Origin of the sequence: Pseudomonas abyssi (assembly GCF_002307495.1) — a bacterium.
Taxonomy (GTDB): Bacteria; Pseudomonadota; Gammaproteobacteria; order Pseudomonadales; family Pseudomonadaceae; genus Halopseudomonas; species Halopseudomonas abyssi.
Genome location: NZ_NTMR01000010.1, coordinates 258,085 through 273,119, shown reverse-complemented (window position 1 = coordinate 273,119; position 15,035 = coordinate 258,085). Strand labels below are relative to the sequence as shown.

Genomic DNA, 15,035 nt, shown 5'->3' with positions numbered 1-15,035 from the left:
CTCAGCCCAGCGCCTGCATGGCGTCATTCAAGGCGCTTTCCAGCTGCTGGCGGTAACGCAGGTACTGCACGGTCTGCATGCGCCCGCCCGGGTCCACCGCCGAGAGGTCCAGGTCGGTGATATAGCAGGGATAGGGCTCGCGGTCGCGACGGCGGCTGAGGATATGTTGCGCCACCTCGGTGTACAGCCGGGGGCCATATTCCAGCTCGGAAAATTCGCGATGGTCGCAAAAGATGGTCACCCGCAGGCGCCGCCCGGCGCCGGGTTCGGCAATTGCCTGCACGGCGTAGATGTCGGCATCCAGGCCGCCGCGCGGCAGCGCGCGCTGCTCCAGCCGCAGCGGATGACCGTCCTGGGCGGGCAGGATGCTGTGCAGCTCGGGCTCGCCTTCGTCGATGCTGCGAGCCAGACTTTCACCCGCCTGGCGGCGTAGCTGAATGCTGCGCAGAAAGCGTAACAGCGGCAGCAGCAGGGTTTGTTCGTCGCGATAGCCCTGCTGGCTGGTCCAGAGCGCGCCGCGCTCATCCAGCAGACTGATCTCGGCCTGCCAGTTGGCGCGCAGGCGGTAGAACAGCTGGACGCGGCCCGGTTGGTCCTGTTGCAGAATCAGCGCCAGATCCTGCCCCTGCAGGGCATAGTCGTCGAGCACCAGGCGCTGATGGCGTGGACGCGAGCGCCCCAGGTAGCGCAGCAGCTGGTCGCGGTCTTCCAGTGCCTGCATGCCGATCTGCTCGTCCTGCCACTCAAGCACTCTGAACGCGCTCTGCAGCTGCAGCATGAAGCGCGCCGGCGGTGTTCCCAGCAGGTGCTGGGCCGCGCTGCCGAACAGCCGCTCGACCCGCTCGGCGATGGCGCTGGCGCGGTTGCGGCAGAAGCAGCGTACCGCCAGCTCGGGCAGGCGCTGGTGCTCACGACCGCCATTGAGATAGTCGCGCAGTGCCTGCATGCAGGCTTCTTCGCCTTCGTACTGGGTGACCAGCAGCTCGTTCCAGCTGTTCAGCGTGACCAGGTCGATACGCTGGATCAGATTGTCCCGCAGGCCGGAGTAGCCAAGGGCGTCGGTGTGGCTGCTGATCAGGTGCAGGTTTTTCTGGCTGCTGCCGGGCAGCGGGTCCAGGCCGACGTTGACCAGCAGCAGCACGCGACAGGGCTCGCTGGCGCGTGACAGGGCAATCTCGGTCAGTGCCGGCAGCGGCAGCGGGAACTGCTGCTGCAGACTCTGCACCAGGCTGCTCAGCTCGTACTCGCTGAGCGCGCTGTCGCCGGGGTGCAGGACAAAGCGCGTGGCGCTGTCGATCAGCCCGTTGCGGTGTCCCCAGGCGAGCAGCTCCAGCAGGTTGAGGCTGCGCTTGAGCGCCTGGTGATCGCTCAGTTCGATGGCACTGAGGCCGTCGCGGTACAGGCTCCAGCTGGGCGGGTTGTCGTCGGTGCCTGCACTCCAGGCCAGCGTCAGCAGTGCTTCGCTGAGGTCCGGGCTGATGCCCGGGTTGATAAACTCGATCTTGCCGGCCTTGCGCTCGAACGCGGCGTAGAGGCGCCGGCCCAGCAGCGACAGGTCGCGGGCGCTGACCGCGTTGATCACCCCTTGGCTGCGGCCAAACTGCGATAGCAGCCGATAGCTGTGGGTCAGCTCGTTGACCAGTTGGCGACGCTCGGTCGCCACTTCGCGAATGCGCCACTGGCGGCGGTCATCCATTTGCTGCAGCTGGCGCGTGCCCCAGTGCCATTCGCGCACCAGCCGTTCCATCATTTGCCGCTTCCAGTCCAGCACCCCGCTGCGCCGACTCAGACGGACGTTGGCCTTGATATACAGACAGCGGCGGATCAGTTCCAGGCGTTCGTTCTCCTGCCGACTGAGCAGGTAGCGCTCCAGTCGGCGGTAGAGCATGACGTAGGGGTCCAGCTCATCCTCGTCCGGCTTGCCGGCAAATACCGCCTGCTTGAAGTCCAGGCTCAGGCAGCGCACGCGCGGGTGCTCGCTGGAGTAGACCTCGGTCAGCAGCAGCTTGAGCACCGACTTGTAGGGCGACTCGATGCCCTTGAACAGCTGCCACAGGCCCGCGCCGACAAACTCGCCGGCGGGGATGGCCGCAACGTGGCCCAGATCAAGATAGTCATCAGCGCGGATAAAGCGCTTGCTGATCAATTGGTGAGTGTAATCGCGGTAGCGCGCCTCTTCGTAGACCGGCACCAGCCACCACAGGGGAAAGCGGCCGCCCAGGCGGATGGCGGTGCGGTAAAACTCGTCCAGCAGCAGGTAGTGCTGGGTGCTGCCGCAGTCCTCGATACCTAGCGGATTGTCGCGCTCGCCCTGGGCGAAGCTGGCCGGGTTGATCAGGTGAAAGTGAACTTCGCTGTTTTGACCGGCGGCCCACTCGCTGATCAGCTGGCACTTGCGATCCAGCTCTTCGATCTGCCGGCTATCCAGCTCGGGGGCATGGCAGACCCAGATATCCAGATCGCTCTGCTCGGACTGGCCGATGGTGCCGCCGCTGCCCATCAGATACAGGCCATGAATTTGGCCACTGAAACCGGCAGGGTGGCGGCGGTACTGAAAGCTGCGGGTCAGGCTCTGGGCGATCTGCAGGCGGCTGCTGTCCGGCTCAAAGCCGTGCAGGCCGCAGGGTGTCTCGCGTGAAACAAAGCCGGGCAGCAGTGGATAGTTGACGTCGAACAGCAGCGGCAGCAGTTGCAGCACGTTGTACTGACGGCTTGGCAGTGCCTGCAGCACCCTGCGCAGGCGTGTGGCGTTGACCGCCATAAAGCGTTTGCGCAGGGTGTTCAGGGTCTTGCGGTCAATGCCCTCGTCAATCCGTGGCTGAATTTCACCGTGCTGCTGCATGGCGCGCTTCAGGACCTCGGCGTGCGCAGGATAGTGAGCAGGGTCTGAGCATGCTCGGCGGCGTCCAGGCCCAGGCTGGTCAGATAGCCGCCGTCGGGTTGGGTCGTCAGCCCCTTGGCGAACAGGCGCTCGGACGCCGCGACGGTGGCGGGGTCGGCTTCGTGACTGTGGATTTTCAGGCCTTCCTGGGAGTTGCCCAGGTTGAACTGGCAGAGCAGGTTGATTTCGGCTATTTCATCGGGTGTCAGCATTGATGGTGCCTCTTGTCGGGTGTGCAGTTCAGTCTAGCCGGGCGTCATTGTCGGCGCATTCAGGGGCCTGATGACGCTGGAGAATTATCGCCTGAGCGGTTACAACTCAGCCTATGCCCTCCCGTCCGCCTAACAATGGAGAACAACAGGATGATCAGACTACACGGCTTCGCAGCAAGCAACTACTTCAACATGGCCAAGCTGGCGCTGCTGGAAAAGGGTGTCGAGTTTGAGGTCGTCAACGTGCACGGCAGTCAGGACCCCGACTTCCTGGCCAAGAGCCCGCGCGGCAAGGTACCGGTGCTGGAAACCGCACAGGGTTTTCTCAACGAAACCAACGTCATCCTCGAATATATCGAAGAGACCCAGGGCGGCAAGTCGCTGCTGCCGAGCGATCCGTATGAGCGTGGCGTGGTGCGTGCGCTGACCAAGGAAATCGAGCTGTATATCGAGCTGCCGGCGCGCTCCTGCTTTATGGAGGTGTTCTTTGGCGGCAAGGTAGACCAGGCGATCAAGGACAAGGCGCGGGTCGAGCTGCTGGCCGGCGTGGCAACCCTGGCGCGACATGGCCGCTTTGCGCCCTATGTGGCAGGCAATGAAATGACCATCGCCGATATTTTCCTGCTGTACAGCTTTGACCTGGCCTCCACGGTGGCGCAGAAGCTGTTCGACATTGACCTCAAGGCGGAACTGCCGCAGGCGGCTGCGTTGCTGGAGCTGCTGGCGCAAAACCCCAACGTGCAGAAAGTGGCCGCCGACCGCGATGCTGAAATGGCTGCGTTTATGGCGGCGATTCGGGCTCGTAAGTAAGTTGGGGCGCGCCAAGCGGCCAACATCGGTTCGCCTTTTTTGCCATTGAGATGATGTTGAGCGCGCCTTTCGCCTTTTACGGCGAGCCAAGGGGGGCTGCTTGCCCAGCCCCCCAAGGGCAGTAATAGCCAATTCCACACGCCCTCTGCGAGTGCTCAAGCATGCAGATACAAGGCGCGATGAGCAGCCAATAGTGGTTCTATTGGCAAGCAGCGCAACGCAGCAGATACATGCTTGAGCGCCCGCCCTTCGGGGCGTTCAGGCCGGGATGCACTCTGTGTTGTGATTTCTCGACAGGTCTAGACATGCCTTCGAAACCACGCCTTGATTGCATCCCGGCCTGAACGCCAGAGAGCATGTGGAGTTGACTATTACTGCCCCTGAATCCCCCGGGGCACCCGACTACGCGGCCCTTCGGGTTCGCTGCGTTGCTCGGTTGGACGGGGGTGGCCGGCGAGGTAGTCATAAAACTCGGCTCTTCGAGCCTCAGACATCCTATGACTCTTTTTCTCGTCAGCCCTGCGCTACTCGCCCGCGTAAACGGGACGAACCCAGTGTGCACACTCCACCTGCCGAGCATTCGGCAAGTTGCCACGCTGCCATCTTTTGTCGCCTTAATCGGGCGCCTGCGAAGCGCCTTATTTGAGGACAGCAAACCCGCGCTTGGCATATCCTTTGCTGCATGAACTGCACGTTCGTGCAGCAGGATTCCAGGAGTTGCCTATGTCCTTCCCCGATACCGATTTTCTCCGTGCGCTGCCCAAGGCCGAGCTGCATATGCACCTTGAGGGCAGCCTCGAGCCCGAGCTGATGTTTGCCCTGGCCGAGCGCAACGGCATCACCTTGCCCTACGCCGATGTTCAGGCGCTGCGCGGCGCCTACGAGTTCGGCAACCTGCAGGAATTTCTCGATCTCTATTATCAGGGCGCTGATGCGCTGCGCACCGAGCAGGATTTCTATGATCTGACCTGGGCCTACCTGCAGCGCTGCGCGGCGGATGGTGTGGTACACGTCGAGCCCTTCTTTGATCCGCAGACGCACACGGTACGCGGCATTCCTATCGCGCTGCAGCTGGCCGGCATCTCCCGTGCGTTGGCTGACGGGCAGGCCCAGCTGGGTATCAGCTCACGGTTGATTCTCAGTTTTCTGCGGCATCTAAGCGAAGAGGACGCCATTGCCACGCTGCAAGAGGCGCTGCCGCTGCGCGAGCACTTTGTGGCTGTTGGATTGGACAGCTCCGAGCAGGGCAATCCGCCGGACAAGTTCGAGCGGGTGTTTGCCATGGCGCGCGAGGCCGGTTTTGCGTGCGTTGCCCACGCCGGCGAAGAGGGCCCCGCCGAGTACATCGAGCAGGCGCTGGATCTGCTCAAGGTGATGCGTATTGATCACGGTGTGCGCTGCGTTGAAAGCCCGGCGCTGGTGCAGCGACTGATTGCCGAGCAGATGCCGCTGACGGTGTGCCCGCTGTCGAACACGCGCCTGAAGGTGTTTGCCGACATGGCCGAGCACAACATCCTTGAGCTGCTCGGACAGGGCGTGAAGGTTACCATCAACTCGGATGATCCGGCCTACTTTGGCGGTTACCTGCTGGCCAACTTCGAGGCCGTGCGCGATGCGCTGAGCATGACCCGCGAGCAGGCTGTCGCGCTGGCGCGCAATAGCATCACGGCGAGTCTGCTGAGTGAAGCCGAGCAGGCCACGTGGCTGGCGAAACTGGCCGAAGCGGCCTGAGGCGGGAGCGGGGCACGGCAGGCCGTGCCCCGCGGTCAATCAGTCCAGCATGTCCTTGAAGCGCTCATCGGTGCGGAAGGTCAGCGCCTTGTTGAAGCCGGGCACCTGAATCTGCGCATCGCTGATCTGGATCGCGGACTCGTCGATCATGTTCTGACCGAAGTTGTAGATGATATCCAGCTGGCCCTTGAGCGCGCGCTGGTTGTAGGCCTCGGCCGCAGCGCGGGTCTGTTCGCGGCGCTGCTGCCAGGCCTCGAATGCCTCGGCGCCGTAGCGTTTTTTCAGCATCCGTTCGACGATCGTCGGGGCGATCACCACGGCACTGGCGTTGTTGCCGCCAAAGCCCTTGGAGTTGATAAAGCCCACTTCCAGCGGCAGTGCGCTGCGGTCGACATCGCGCGTGCTGATCAGCAGGCGCTGCTGGTGCACGTCATCGGCGACCTGGTCGATGGTCTTGATGCCCGGGATGATCTGGTACTTGAAGCTGCCCAGGGTCGCCACCAATTGGTCGGCGCTGGCGCTGGCCAGTGAGTGACCGACGTAGGCCTTGACCGCCGCGATGGGCCAGCTCTGGATGCCGAAGGCTTCGGCCACGCGGTCGAGGATCTCCGATTCGGTGACCCGGTTGGCTGGTGTGCTGGAGCCGTGCGCGTGGACAAAACTGCGTTGCTGCACGGCCTGCGGGCCAACAATCTGCATGGCGCTGTGCACGGCCTTGGCCATGGTCAGGTAGTTGCCGGGGCCAGGCGCTGAAATCGACTTCTTGAAGCCGTCGGCGTTGATGAACACATCCGGCACCGCGCCGTGGATATCGGCGCCCAGTTCCATCGCCAGGGCGTCGTCCATCAGCACGAAGAACTGGCCGGACTCGGCCAGGGTAAAGCCGCAGTTGGCGCTGAACGGGCGGCTGGCGCGGCGGAAATCAACCTCGTCTTCGCTGCTGATCTGGCGCAGGCCGTCTTCGGTCGCCAGTGCGCCCATGGCGCCGTAACCCTCGATGCACTCCTGGGTAATCGGCGCTTCCCCGTTGCCGACCAGTACCACGCGGGCGCGGCCGCTGGTGATCATGTCGCTGCCTTTCTGCAGGTTGTAGAGGAAGCTGGCGCAGGCGCCGGTGATGGCGCCGGTGGTGCCGACGCTGCCGAGAATATACGCATTGATAAAGTCGGCCGGCATGCTGTTGAGGCCCAGTGCCAGCTGCTTGGCGCTGACCCGGCCGCCTTTCAGACGCGACTGCATGAGACCGCCGAAGCTGTTTTCATCCAGCTGGCTCATGGCGCTGCTGGCGAATACGGCGACTTCGTCGGGCTCCACGGCATTGGCGATGGTCTGCCAATCGATACCGACCGAGCGCAGGGCGTCGGTGGCGGCGACGATGGTCAGCTGCAGGCCGCGTGGGTGGAAACGCGAGGCGTAGAGTTCGCCCGGCTCCAGGCCGCTAGGCAGCTGCCCGGCGGATTTAACCGGCAGGGCGCGAAAGCTGTCGACCTTGAGATCGCAACCATCGTACACGGTGACCATCACGTCACTGTCGTTCAGCGGCTCGACTGCCCAGTCGCTCGGCAGTGGCTCGGGCAGCTGCTTGGCGAGGGTGATGAAGGAGAACGGCTTGCCTGCTTCGCCGGTCACGGTCAGGTTCTTCTGCCAGTGCGCCGCATCGACATCCAGATAGCGCTTTTCAATGCGTCGTACCAGGGTGCTGTCGAGCACCTGCTGGCCGAAGCGCTGCTCAACCTCGGCGGCGCTGAGCGGTTGCTCGTCGGCGTCCAGATACTGATCGCCCTCGACTCGCACCAGCTTCATCAGGACGGCCAGCCCGACGAGTGTCTGCTGGCGCTCGGCAGCAGGCAGAGACTCGATCACCATGCGGCGGAAACCATGGTGGAATGAGCTGCGGCCGGCGGCGTTGTAGCCGCCAAAGCCGACGATGACCGGTAAACGCGACATCAGGCTGAACTCCTCGCTGGGCCCGGGCCTGCGGGTTAGCAGGCAGGTTGGCGATCAGATGTTGCCAACGGGGCTGGGGTTTGTTGGTTGGGATGTCATTGCTGACGAGAAATGTAACCGCCTGGTCACGTTTAGACCAATGTGTTTTTTGTAATCAGGCCCCTGCGCGCCTAGGGCGAATAGGCTGTTGTTGCCAGAACGCGCTGCACTTCGCCGCGTTGCTCCAGGGCGCTGAAAGCCGCATCCAGGCGCTGCAGCAGTGCCTGGCCGTCAGGGAAGGCGCGGGAGACAAACAGGTAGACGGGGATCTGTACCAGCGGGTCACTGGTGATACTGTTGTCGGGCAGATTCTCCAGCAGGCCGCGCATGGGGTCGGCATAGTCGATCAGGTAGTGCGCGCGATCATGCAGCAGCATCTGCAGGCCGCTGGAGTGGCTTGCCGCGTGGGCAACGCGGGCGCCCGACGCCGGCGACATCAGCTGCTGGGCCAGCGCGCCGTAGGTGTAGCCACTGATCAGGATCACGCTCTTGCCGGCCAGCTCGGCGGGCTGGCGAACCTGAGGCTGCTGCGGTTTGCGATAGATGTTCAGCTCGACGGTGAAGATGGGGGCACTGCCGCGCAGGCTGGTGCGGGCCATCTCCGGATGCCCGGCGCCGCCCATCGACACCGCCGTCTCACCCCGCTCCAGGCGCTGATACAGCCGCGCAGCCGGATAGCCACGAACAACGTGGGGTTGCTCTGCCTCGGCGAACAGCGCAGCTACCAGCTCCAGTACCGGGCCGCTGGGCTCGTTGCGTTCATCGATCTGAAAGTACGGCGGAAAGTCCGCCAGGGCGAACTCCACCGGCGCGGCTTCCTGCGCGTACGCCGTATGCGTTGCTGCCAACATCAGCAGCAGGCCGGCAAGAGTCTGAAAATGTTGCACCGCAGTGCCCCGTCCTTGACTGTCTCGCCCCCACGCTAGGCGTTTACCGACGGCGGGTCAAACCTGAGCTGCCTTCAGCGTGCCTGATCGGCGCCCGGCTCGTAGATCACATAGACCTTGCGGGTGCGCTGACGTACCTCCCAACTGCCGCTGAAACCGGCGGGGATGACGAAACGGTCACCGGCGCGCAGCAGCCGGGTGTTGCCGTCGGCATCATGGAGCACGGACTCGCCCTCCAGAATTTCGCAGTACTCGTGTTCGCTGTAGCTGACGGTCCAGTGCCCTGGCTCTGCCTCCCAGATACCCGTACTGAATTGTCCGTCGGGGCTGCTGTAGTGATTCCGCACGTTTTGCGCGGGGTCGCCGCTGATGATCTTGGCGTCGTCGGGGCGGTAGTGCTCGGCCGGCGTGTCGGCGTTGGCGAAATCGATGATGCTGGCGATAGTCATGGAAGACTCCGAGGTTGGAGGGGCAATGATGCTTGGATTCTATGTCAAAAAAAACAAACGTAAAGCAACCTTTGCCGCCTTGTTGAGGCGCTCATCTGCCAGTTTGTCAAAAATATTGAAATATTGTCGTCGCCTGATTACTGTTGCCTGCATTGTCCCGCGCGCCCCAAGCGGCGCCCTCGTCAGGAGCAGAACATGAGCAAGGCAGTCAGTCGGCAGGATTGGGAGCAACGCGCGGCGGCGTTGCAGGTTCAGGGGCAGGCCTATATCGGCGGACAGTATCAGCCGGCGGCCAGCGGTGAGACGTTCGAGTGCGTCTCGCCCATCGACGGCCGCGTGCTGGCGCAGATCGCCAGTTGCGATCAGGCCGACGCCGACCAGGCGGTCGCCAGTGCACGCGCCACCTTTGACAGTGGCGTCTGGTCGCGCAGTGCGCCAGCCAAGCGCAAACGCATCCTGCAACGCTTTGCCGACCTGATCGATGCCCACTGCGAGGAGCTGGCACTGCTGGAGACGCTGGACATGGGCAAGCCGATTGGCGACTCGCTGGCGGTGGATATTCCCGGCGCGGCGCGCTCGATTCGCTGGTGCGCCGAGGCGATCGACAAGATTTACGATGAGGTCGCGCCTACGGCGCACGACGAGCTGGGTCTGGTGACCCGCGAGCCGGTGGGGGTGGTCGCCGCTATCGTGCCCTGGAACTTCCCGCTGCTGATGGCCAGCTGGAAACTGGGCCCGGCGCTGGCCAGCGGCAACTCGGTGATTCTCAAACCGTCGGAAAAGTCGCCGCTGACCGCGATCCGCATTGCTGCACTGGCGCTGGAAGCCGGCCTGCCAGCAGGTGTGCTGAACGTGTTGCCCGGCTACGGACACACTGTGGGCAAGGCGCTGGCTTTGCACATGGATGTCGATACGCTGGTGTTTACCGGCTCGACCCGCGTTGCCAAGCAGCTGATGATCTATGCCGGTGAATCGAATATGAAGCGCGTGTGGCTGGAGGCCGGCGGCAAGAGCCCGAACGTGGTCTTTGCCGACGCGCCGGACCTGGACGCCGCCGCTGAGGCGGCGGCCAGCGCCATCGCCTTCAACCAGGGTGAGGTCTGTACCGCCGGTTCGCGCCTGCTGGTCGAGGAGTCGATTCGCGAAGCGTTTGTTGGCAAGGTGGTCGAGGCGCTCAAGCGCAGCTGGGCACCGGGCCACCCGCTGGACCCGACTACCAGTGTGGGGGCGCTAGTCGATACCACCCAGATCGACACCGTGCTGCGCTACATCGAAGCGGGTCACGCCGACGGCGCCACCCTGAAGCTGGGTGGCAAGCGGGTGATGGAAGAGACCGGTGGCCTGTTTGTCGAGCCGACCGTATTCGACGGCGTGACCAACAGCATGCGTATTGCCCGCGAGGAAATCTTCGGGCCGGTGCTCTCGGTCATCGGCTTCAGCAGTTTTGACGAAGCCATGCAGATCGCCAACGACACCATCTACGGTCTGGCCGCCGCGGTCTGGACCAGTGATCTGTCCAAGGCCCACCGCGCCGCCCGTACCCTGCGCGCCGGCAGTGTCTGGGTCAACCAATATGACGGCGGCGATATGACCGCGCCCTTTGGTGGCTTCAAGCAGTCCGGTAACGGCCGCGACAAGTCGCTGCACGCCTTCGACAAGTACACCGAGCTGAAGGCGACGTGGATCAAGCTCTAAGCAGCTGCAAGCGGCAAGCTTCAAGCTGCAAGCAAAACCCGCGTAGCATCGAGCTGCGCGGTTTGCCTCGCAGTCTTGCATAGTAAAAAACGAAACAATCGTTGACGGCCCCGCCGCGCAACTCATCCTTTTGCAAGCTTGCAGCTTGCAGCTTGCAGCTTGCAGGGGGCGGCCATCCGCCTTGCAGCTTGAGACCCTTATGAACTGGAAAACCTACACCGTTGTCACCTCCGCGGTGGTGATCGTGGGGCTGGCGTTGGGGGTGACTCTGCCGCTGGTGTCGCTGCGCCTGCACGAATGGGGTTACAGCACTTTCGCCATTGGCGTCATGGCCGGCATGCCTGCGGTCGGTATCGTGCTGGGCTCGCGCATGAGCAGCCGTCTGGCTGGCCGGCTTGGCTCGGAGAACACCCTGCGGCTGGTGATGGCCTGCAGCGCGGTGTCGGTGGCGCTGCTGGCGGTCTGGCCAAGCTACCCGGTGTGGCTGCTGCTGCGGCTGGTGTTGGGCATTTCGCTGACCGTCACCTTTATTCTTGGCGAAAGCTGGATCAATCAGATTGTGCCGGATCGCCTGCGCGGGCGGCTGGTGGCGGTATACGGCAGCGGTTTTGCCCTCAGCCAACTGTGCGGGCCGCTGCTGCTGGGCTTTATCGGCACCGAGGCGGACAGCGGTTTCTGGCTGGCGACCGGGCTGCTGGTGTTCGGTAGCCTGATGCTGCTGACCGTCTCGGGCGCGCCGGTCGTAGACGCCGCCGCGGCAGACGGCCGGGGGCTGCGCACCTTCGTCCGGCAGTTGCCGGCGATTGCCTGGGCGATGGTGCTGTTTGCCGGGTTTGAGACCATGACCCTGACGCTGCTGCCGGTCTATCTGATTCGCGAAGGCTTTGCCCAGCAGCTGGCGCTGATCATGGTGAGCGCTGTGGTGGTCGGGGATGCCGTGCTGCAGGTGCCGGTGGGCGCGCTGGCGGACCGCATCTCGCGCACCGCGCTGTTCAAGTTCTGCGGGCTGGTGCTGTTGCTCAGCAGTCTGGCGCTGCCATTCGTGTTGCATACGGTTCTGATCTGGCCGGTACTGGTGCTGTTCGGCGCGAGCGCCGGCGCGCTTTATACCCTGTCGATCATTCTGGTTGGCCAACGTTATCGCGACGACGAGCTGGTGCGGGCCAATGCGCACATCGCCATGCTCTGGGGGCTTGGTTGCTTGCTCGGGCCGATGCTGACCGGTGCGGTCAGCGAATGGATGACCGGCCATGCGCTGCCGATCATGATGGCGATAGCTGCGCTGGTCTTTGTGCTGCTGGCGCGCAGGCCCGGTGCCTTTGACGCGGTCACGGTCGACCGCGCCTGACGGGCCCGCTACGGCCAGCGGTATTGCACCGCAACGCCGAGCAGCCAGTTTCGCTCCGGCGCGGGTTCGTAGTAGCGGGCACCGGCGCCGTTGACGATCAGCGAGCCGATGTATTCGCGGTCGGTCAGGTTGTCGATGCGGACGAACGGTTCCAGCTGCCAGTTGCCGAATTGCTGGCGATAGCTGGCGCGCCAGTTGAAGGCGGCGTAACCGGGGGCGTCTGCGCTGTTGGTGTCGTTGGCGTAGCGCTGGCTGAGGCTCTGCATTTCCAGTGCCGTGCTGAAACCGTCGGTTGGTTGCCAGGCCAGTTCCGCATACAGACTGTGACGCGGCACACCCGGCAGGCGATTGCCGGCCAGGTCCTCGCCGTTGCTGTTGCGGTAGCGGTCAAAACGCGCGTCCAGCCAGGTGTAGGCCAGATAGCCGGTCAGATTGCCCGCCAGCTGCTGCTGGATGCTCAGCTCGATGCCCTGACGCGTCGACTTGGCGGCGTTGGCATAGGTGGAGCGGTCGGTGTTCAGTTGCGGCTCAGCGGTAACGATTTCATCATCGACGCGGGTGTAAAACACGGCGACGTCGACCTGGGTCCGTGCCCGGCGCAGCTTGAAGCCCAGCTCTGCGTTGTTGGCCTTGCTGGGCTGCAGGTCGAAGTTCAGGCCGCTGCCGCTCGGGCGGTAGGCCAGTTCCTGTGCGGTTGGGGTTTCGAAGCCTTGGCCAATCGCGCCGTAGAGGCTGATCTCCGGCGTCCACTGATAACTCAGGCCCAGCGCCGGGCTGGTCTGGTCGTAGCGCACCGAGCCGCTGTCATCCTGGCCGTCGATGAAATAGCTGTCGTCAGAATCGAACTTGACCTTGCTGTAGCGCGCACCGGCGGTCAGGCTCCAGCGTGGGGCCAGCTGCCAGGTGCTGATCAGGTAAGCTTCGCGGCTTTCGACGCGGTTGAATTCGTCGCGCTGCAGGCTGCCCTTGCGGCCGAACTGGTTGGCGAAGCCCTTGCGGTCTTCACCCTGATAATCCCAGCTCAGGCCCGCAGCCAGCGTTACCGGCAGCTTGAACAGTTCGGTGTCGCGCTGCCAGCCGACTTCGCTGCCGCCAAAGCGACGGTCCAGCTCGATCACGCCGCCGCCGGAATACAGCGAGTTGCCAGTGAAGGCGAGAAACTGCTGCACGTCGCGTTCGCCACCGTAGACCATCACCGTGATCTCATCGTCGTTGGCCAGGCGGCGCCGGTAGTTCAGCCCCAGTTGTTGATGGCGGATGCTCTTGCGGGTGTCGAATCGCTCGGCCTGCGCGACCGGCTGCTGGCGGTCGGCGCGCAGCGCGTCGGCCGTTAGCCCGAGCGGGTCCTGGGTATCTGGCTGATCCAGCGCATTGAACAGAAGGGTCAGGCTGGACGTATCGTCGATGTCCCAGCCCAGCCGCAGGTTGGCCATATCTCGGCGGGTGTCGCTGTGATCGCGGTAGCCGTCGGTTTCCAGACGCGAGAGGTTGGCGGCGACGTTGAGGTTGCCGTGCTGGCCGCCGTACTTGAGGCGCGAGCGCCAGAGGCCGTCGCTGCCAATGGCGCTGCGGCTTTCCAGCGTCGGAAAGTAGCTTCCTTCGCTGCTGAAGCCCTGAATGATGCCGCCGGACGCGTTGCCGTAAAGGCTGCTGAGTGGCCCGCGCAGGACCTCGATGCGGTAGAGGTTGTCCAGATCGAACAGCCCCGGCTGACCCTGGCCGTCAGGCATGGTCAGGGGGATGCCGTCCTGCAGCAGGCGGACACCGCGTACGCCGAATTGGGCTCGGGCACCAAACCCGCGGGACGATATCTGCACGTCCTGTGCGTAGTTCTGGCGATTGAGCGCAAGCAGACCCGGGACCCGCTGCAGTGACTCGGACAGGTTGGCACCCAGGTGGGTTGCTGGCTGCTGGTCGAGAAACAGCGTGCTGCGGGCTAGCGGCAGACTCAGCTCATGGGCGTCGTCGCTGGCACCAAGCACCGTCTGGGTCGGGAGCTGGATGGGTGCGGCCGGCGTGGCCGTGGCGGCCAGCAGCGCCAGGGGCAGCAGGCACAGGTGCGGGCGTAGCGTCGGTCGGGTCATCAAAGCCTTTTCCTGTTGTAAGTATTGTAGAGGCATTGGCCATGCGGCGTTGTCGGTCGCGAGTGTGGAAGCGATTTCCCTCATGCTCGGTCGAAAATAGGCTTGGGCAGGCGAGTCAACGAAAGGGTAACAGGCCTCGCGGACCGGGCGGCAGGCATCCCTTGGTCGTAAAAGCCTCGTTCCAAGGGACCCCCGGCAGTGTGCCTGAAGTTGTCCTGGGCTGCAGGATCATTGCTGGCAGAAATGCCGGCTTATGAAATATTGTTTTGATGTGGAAGTAATTTTGCTGTAGGCTGGCGACCATTGTCTGGCTGTTCTATCTGGCCTTGCAGTGTGGTTTGAAGGTTGCCAGCTGTTTTTTCGGCGACTTCTAGTTATTGCTGTAATTTTCGCCCGGATGATCCTGGCGGTCGGGAGTACCCAAGCATGCATATGATGCACGATCTCTATCTGGCGCTGCGCCGTTTGCAGCGCGCCAGCGAAATTCACGCCAAGCGCGTGGGGCGCCATAGTGGGCTGACCCCTATCCAGCTGCTGATTCTACACAGCATCAAGGCTACAGGCGAAAGTACCTTGGGTGATCTGGCGCGGCAGGTCAGTGTATCCCAGGCAACCCTGAGCACCATCATTGATCGTCTGGAAAGTCGCGATTTGCTGCACCGGGTGCGCAGCACCAGCGACAAGCGCAAGGTGCATCTGGCCCTGACCGAGAAGGGGCTGGCCGCCATTCAGGCCGAGCCTGCGCTGCTGCCGGCCGCGTTTCTTGAGCGTTTTGGGCAGTTGGCTGACTGGGAGCAACTGATGCTGCTGGCCAGTCTGCAGCGGGTTGCCGGGCTGCTGGAAGCAGGCCAGCAGGTACGCCCTGAGCTCTTCGAAGGCGAATCCGCCGCCTGACCCTCCACGCCCGCCGTTCGTGCGGGCGTTTCCATTTCAAGTTTTTTCTCCTCCGGGT

11 protein-coding genes are annotated in these 15,035 nt (G+C 63.6%); 5 read left to right on the top strand and 6 right to left on the bottom strand.

Features of this window, described 5'->3' with window-relative positions:
* Position 1 precedes the first annotated feature (1 nt).
* Positions 2-2,842 (bottom strand): class I adenylate cyclase, encoded by a 2,841-nt coding sequence (locus tag CNQ84_RS09000; RefSeq protein ID WP_096004547.1) that lies wholly within the window; start codon positions 2,840-2,842, stop codon positions 2-4.
* A gap of 8 nt (positions 2,843-2,850) precedes the next feature.
* The gene (locus tag CNQ84_RS08995) at positions 2,851-3,093 is read right to left on the bottom strand and encodes a TIGR02647 family protein (RefSeq protein WP_096004546.1); all 243 of its coding nucleotides are present in this window, start codon (positions 3,091-3,093) and stop codon (positions 2,851-2,853) included.
* 150 nt (positions 3,094-3,243) lie between these two features.
* Here CNQ84_RS08995 and CNQ84_RS08990 point away from each other — a divergent pair, with 150 nt between their 5' ends.
* Together CNQ84_RS08990 and CNQ84_RS08985 are read left to right on the top strand one after the other, a co-directional pair.
* Complete coding sequence (locus tag CNQ84_RS08990) at positions 3,244-3,903, top strand: glutathione S-transferase family protein (protein ID WP_096004545.1); 660 nt, start codon at positions 3,244-3,246, stop codon at positions 3,901-3,903.
* Between the two features lie 723 nt (positions 3,904-4,626).
* Positions 4,627-5,634, top strand: a complete 1,008-nt coding sequence (locus CNQ84_RS08985) for an adenosine deaminase (protein ID WP_096004544.1) — start codon at positions 4,627-4,629, stop codon at positions 5,632-5,634.
* 39 nt (positions 5,635-5,673) lie between these two features.
* Here the strand turns inward: CNQ84_RS08985 and CNQ84_RS08980 are convergent, their stop codons facing one another.
* The 3 genes from CNQ84_RS08980 to CNQ84_RS08970 form a co-directional block, all read right to left on the bottom strand.
* Positions 5,674-7,581 carry a beta-ketoacyl synthase gene (locus CNQ84_RS08980; protein ID WP_096004543.1) on the bottom strand — a complete coding sequence of 636 codons (1,908 nt, stop codon included), beginning with the start codon at positions 7,579-7,581 and terminating at the stop codon, positions 5,674-5,676.
* 170 nt (positions 7,582-7,751) lie between these two features.
* A complete protein-coding gene (locus CNQ84_RS08975) occupies positions 7,752-8,507 on the bottom strand; it encodes a substrate-binding periplasmic protein (protein ID WP_096004542.1) in 756 nt (251 codons plus the stop codon).
* Between the two features lie 74 nt (positions 8,508-8,581).
* Entirely contained in the window at positions 8,582-8,956 is a 375-nt protein-coding gene (locus CNQ84_RS08970) for a cupin domain-containing protein (protein WP_096004541.1), read from the bottom strand.
* 195 nt (positions 8,957-9,151) lie between these two features.
* On the opposite strand from CNQ84_RS08970, the gene CNQ84_RS08965 reads away from it, so the two are divergent.
* Together CNQ84_RS08965 and CNQ84_RS08960 are read left to right on the top strand one after the other, a co-directional pair.
* Positions 9,152-10,651 (top strand): aldehyde dehydrogenase, encoded by a 1,500-nt coding sequence (locus CNQ84_RS08965; RefSeq protein WP_096004540.1) that lies wholly within the window; start codon positions 9,152-9,154, stop codon positions 10,649-10,651.
* A 199-nt stretch (positions 10,652-10,850) separates the two neighbouring features.
* Complete coding sequence (locus CNQ84_RS08960) at positions 10,851-11,999, top strand: MFS transporter (protein ID WP_096004539.1); 1,149 nt, start codon at positions 10,851-10,853, stop codon at positions 11,997-11,999.
* A gap of 8 nt (positions 12,000-12,007) precedes the next feature.
* On the opposite strand, the gene CNQ84_RS08955 is transcribed toward CNQ84_RS08960, so the two are convergent.
* Positions 12,008-14,083: a TonB-dependent receptor family protein gene (locus CNQ84_RS08955; protein ID WP_165771258.1), complete on the bottom strand. Its 2,076-nt coding sequence runs from the start codon at positions 14,081-14,083 to the stop codon at positions 12,008-12,010.
* A gap of 426 nt (positions 14,084-14,509) precedes the next feature.
* Here CNQ84_RS08955 and CNQ84_RS08950 point away from each other — a divergent pair, with 426 nt between their 5' ends.
* Positions 14,510-14,977, top strand: coding sequence for a MarR family winged helix-turn-helix transcriptional regulator (locus CNQ84_RS08950; protein ID WP_083725503.1), 468 nt, complete (start codon positions 14,510-14,512; stop codon positions 14,975-14,977).
* Positions 14,978-15,035 lie beyond the last annotated feature (58 nt).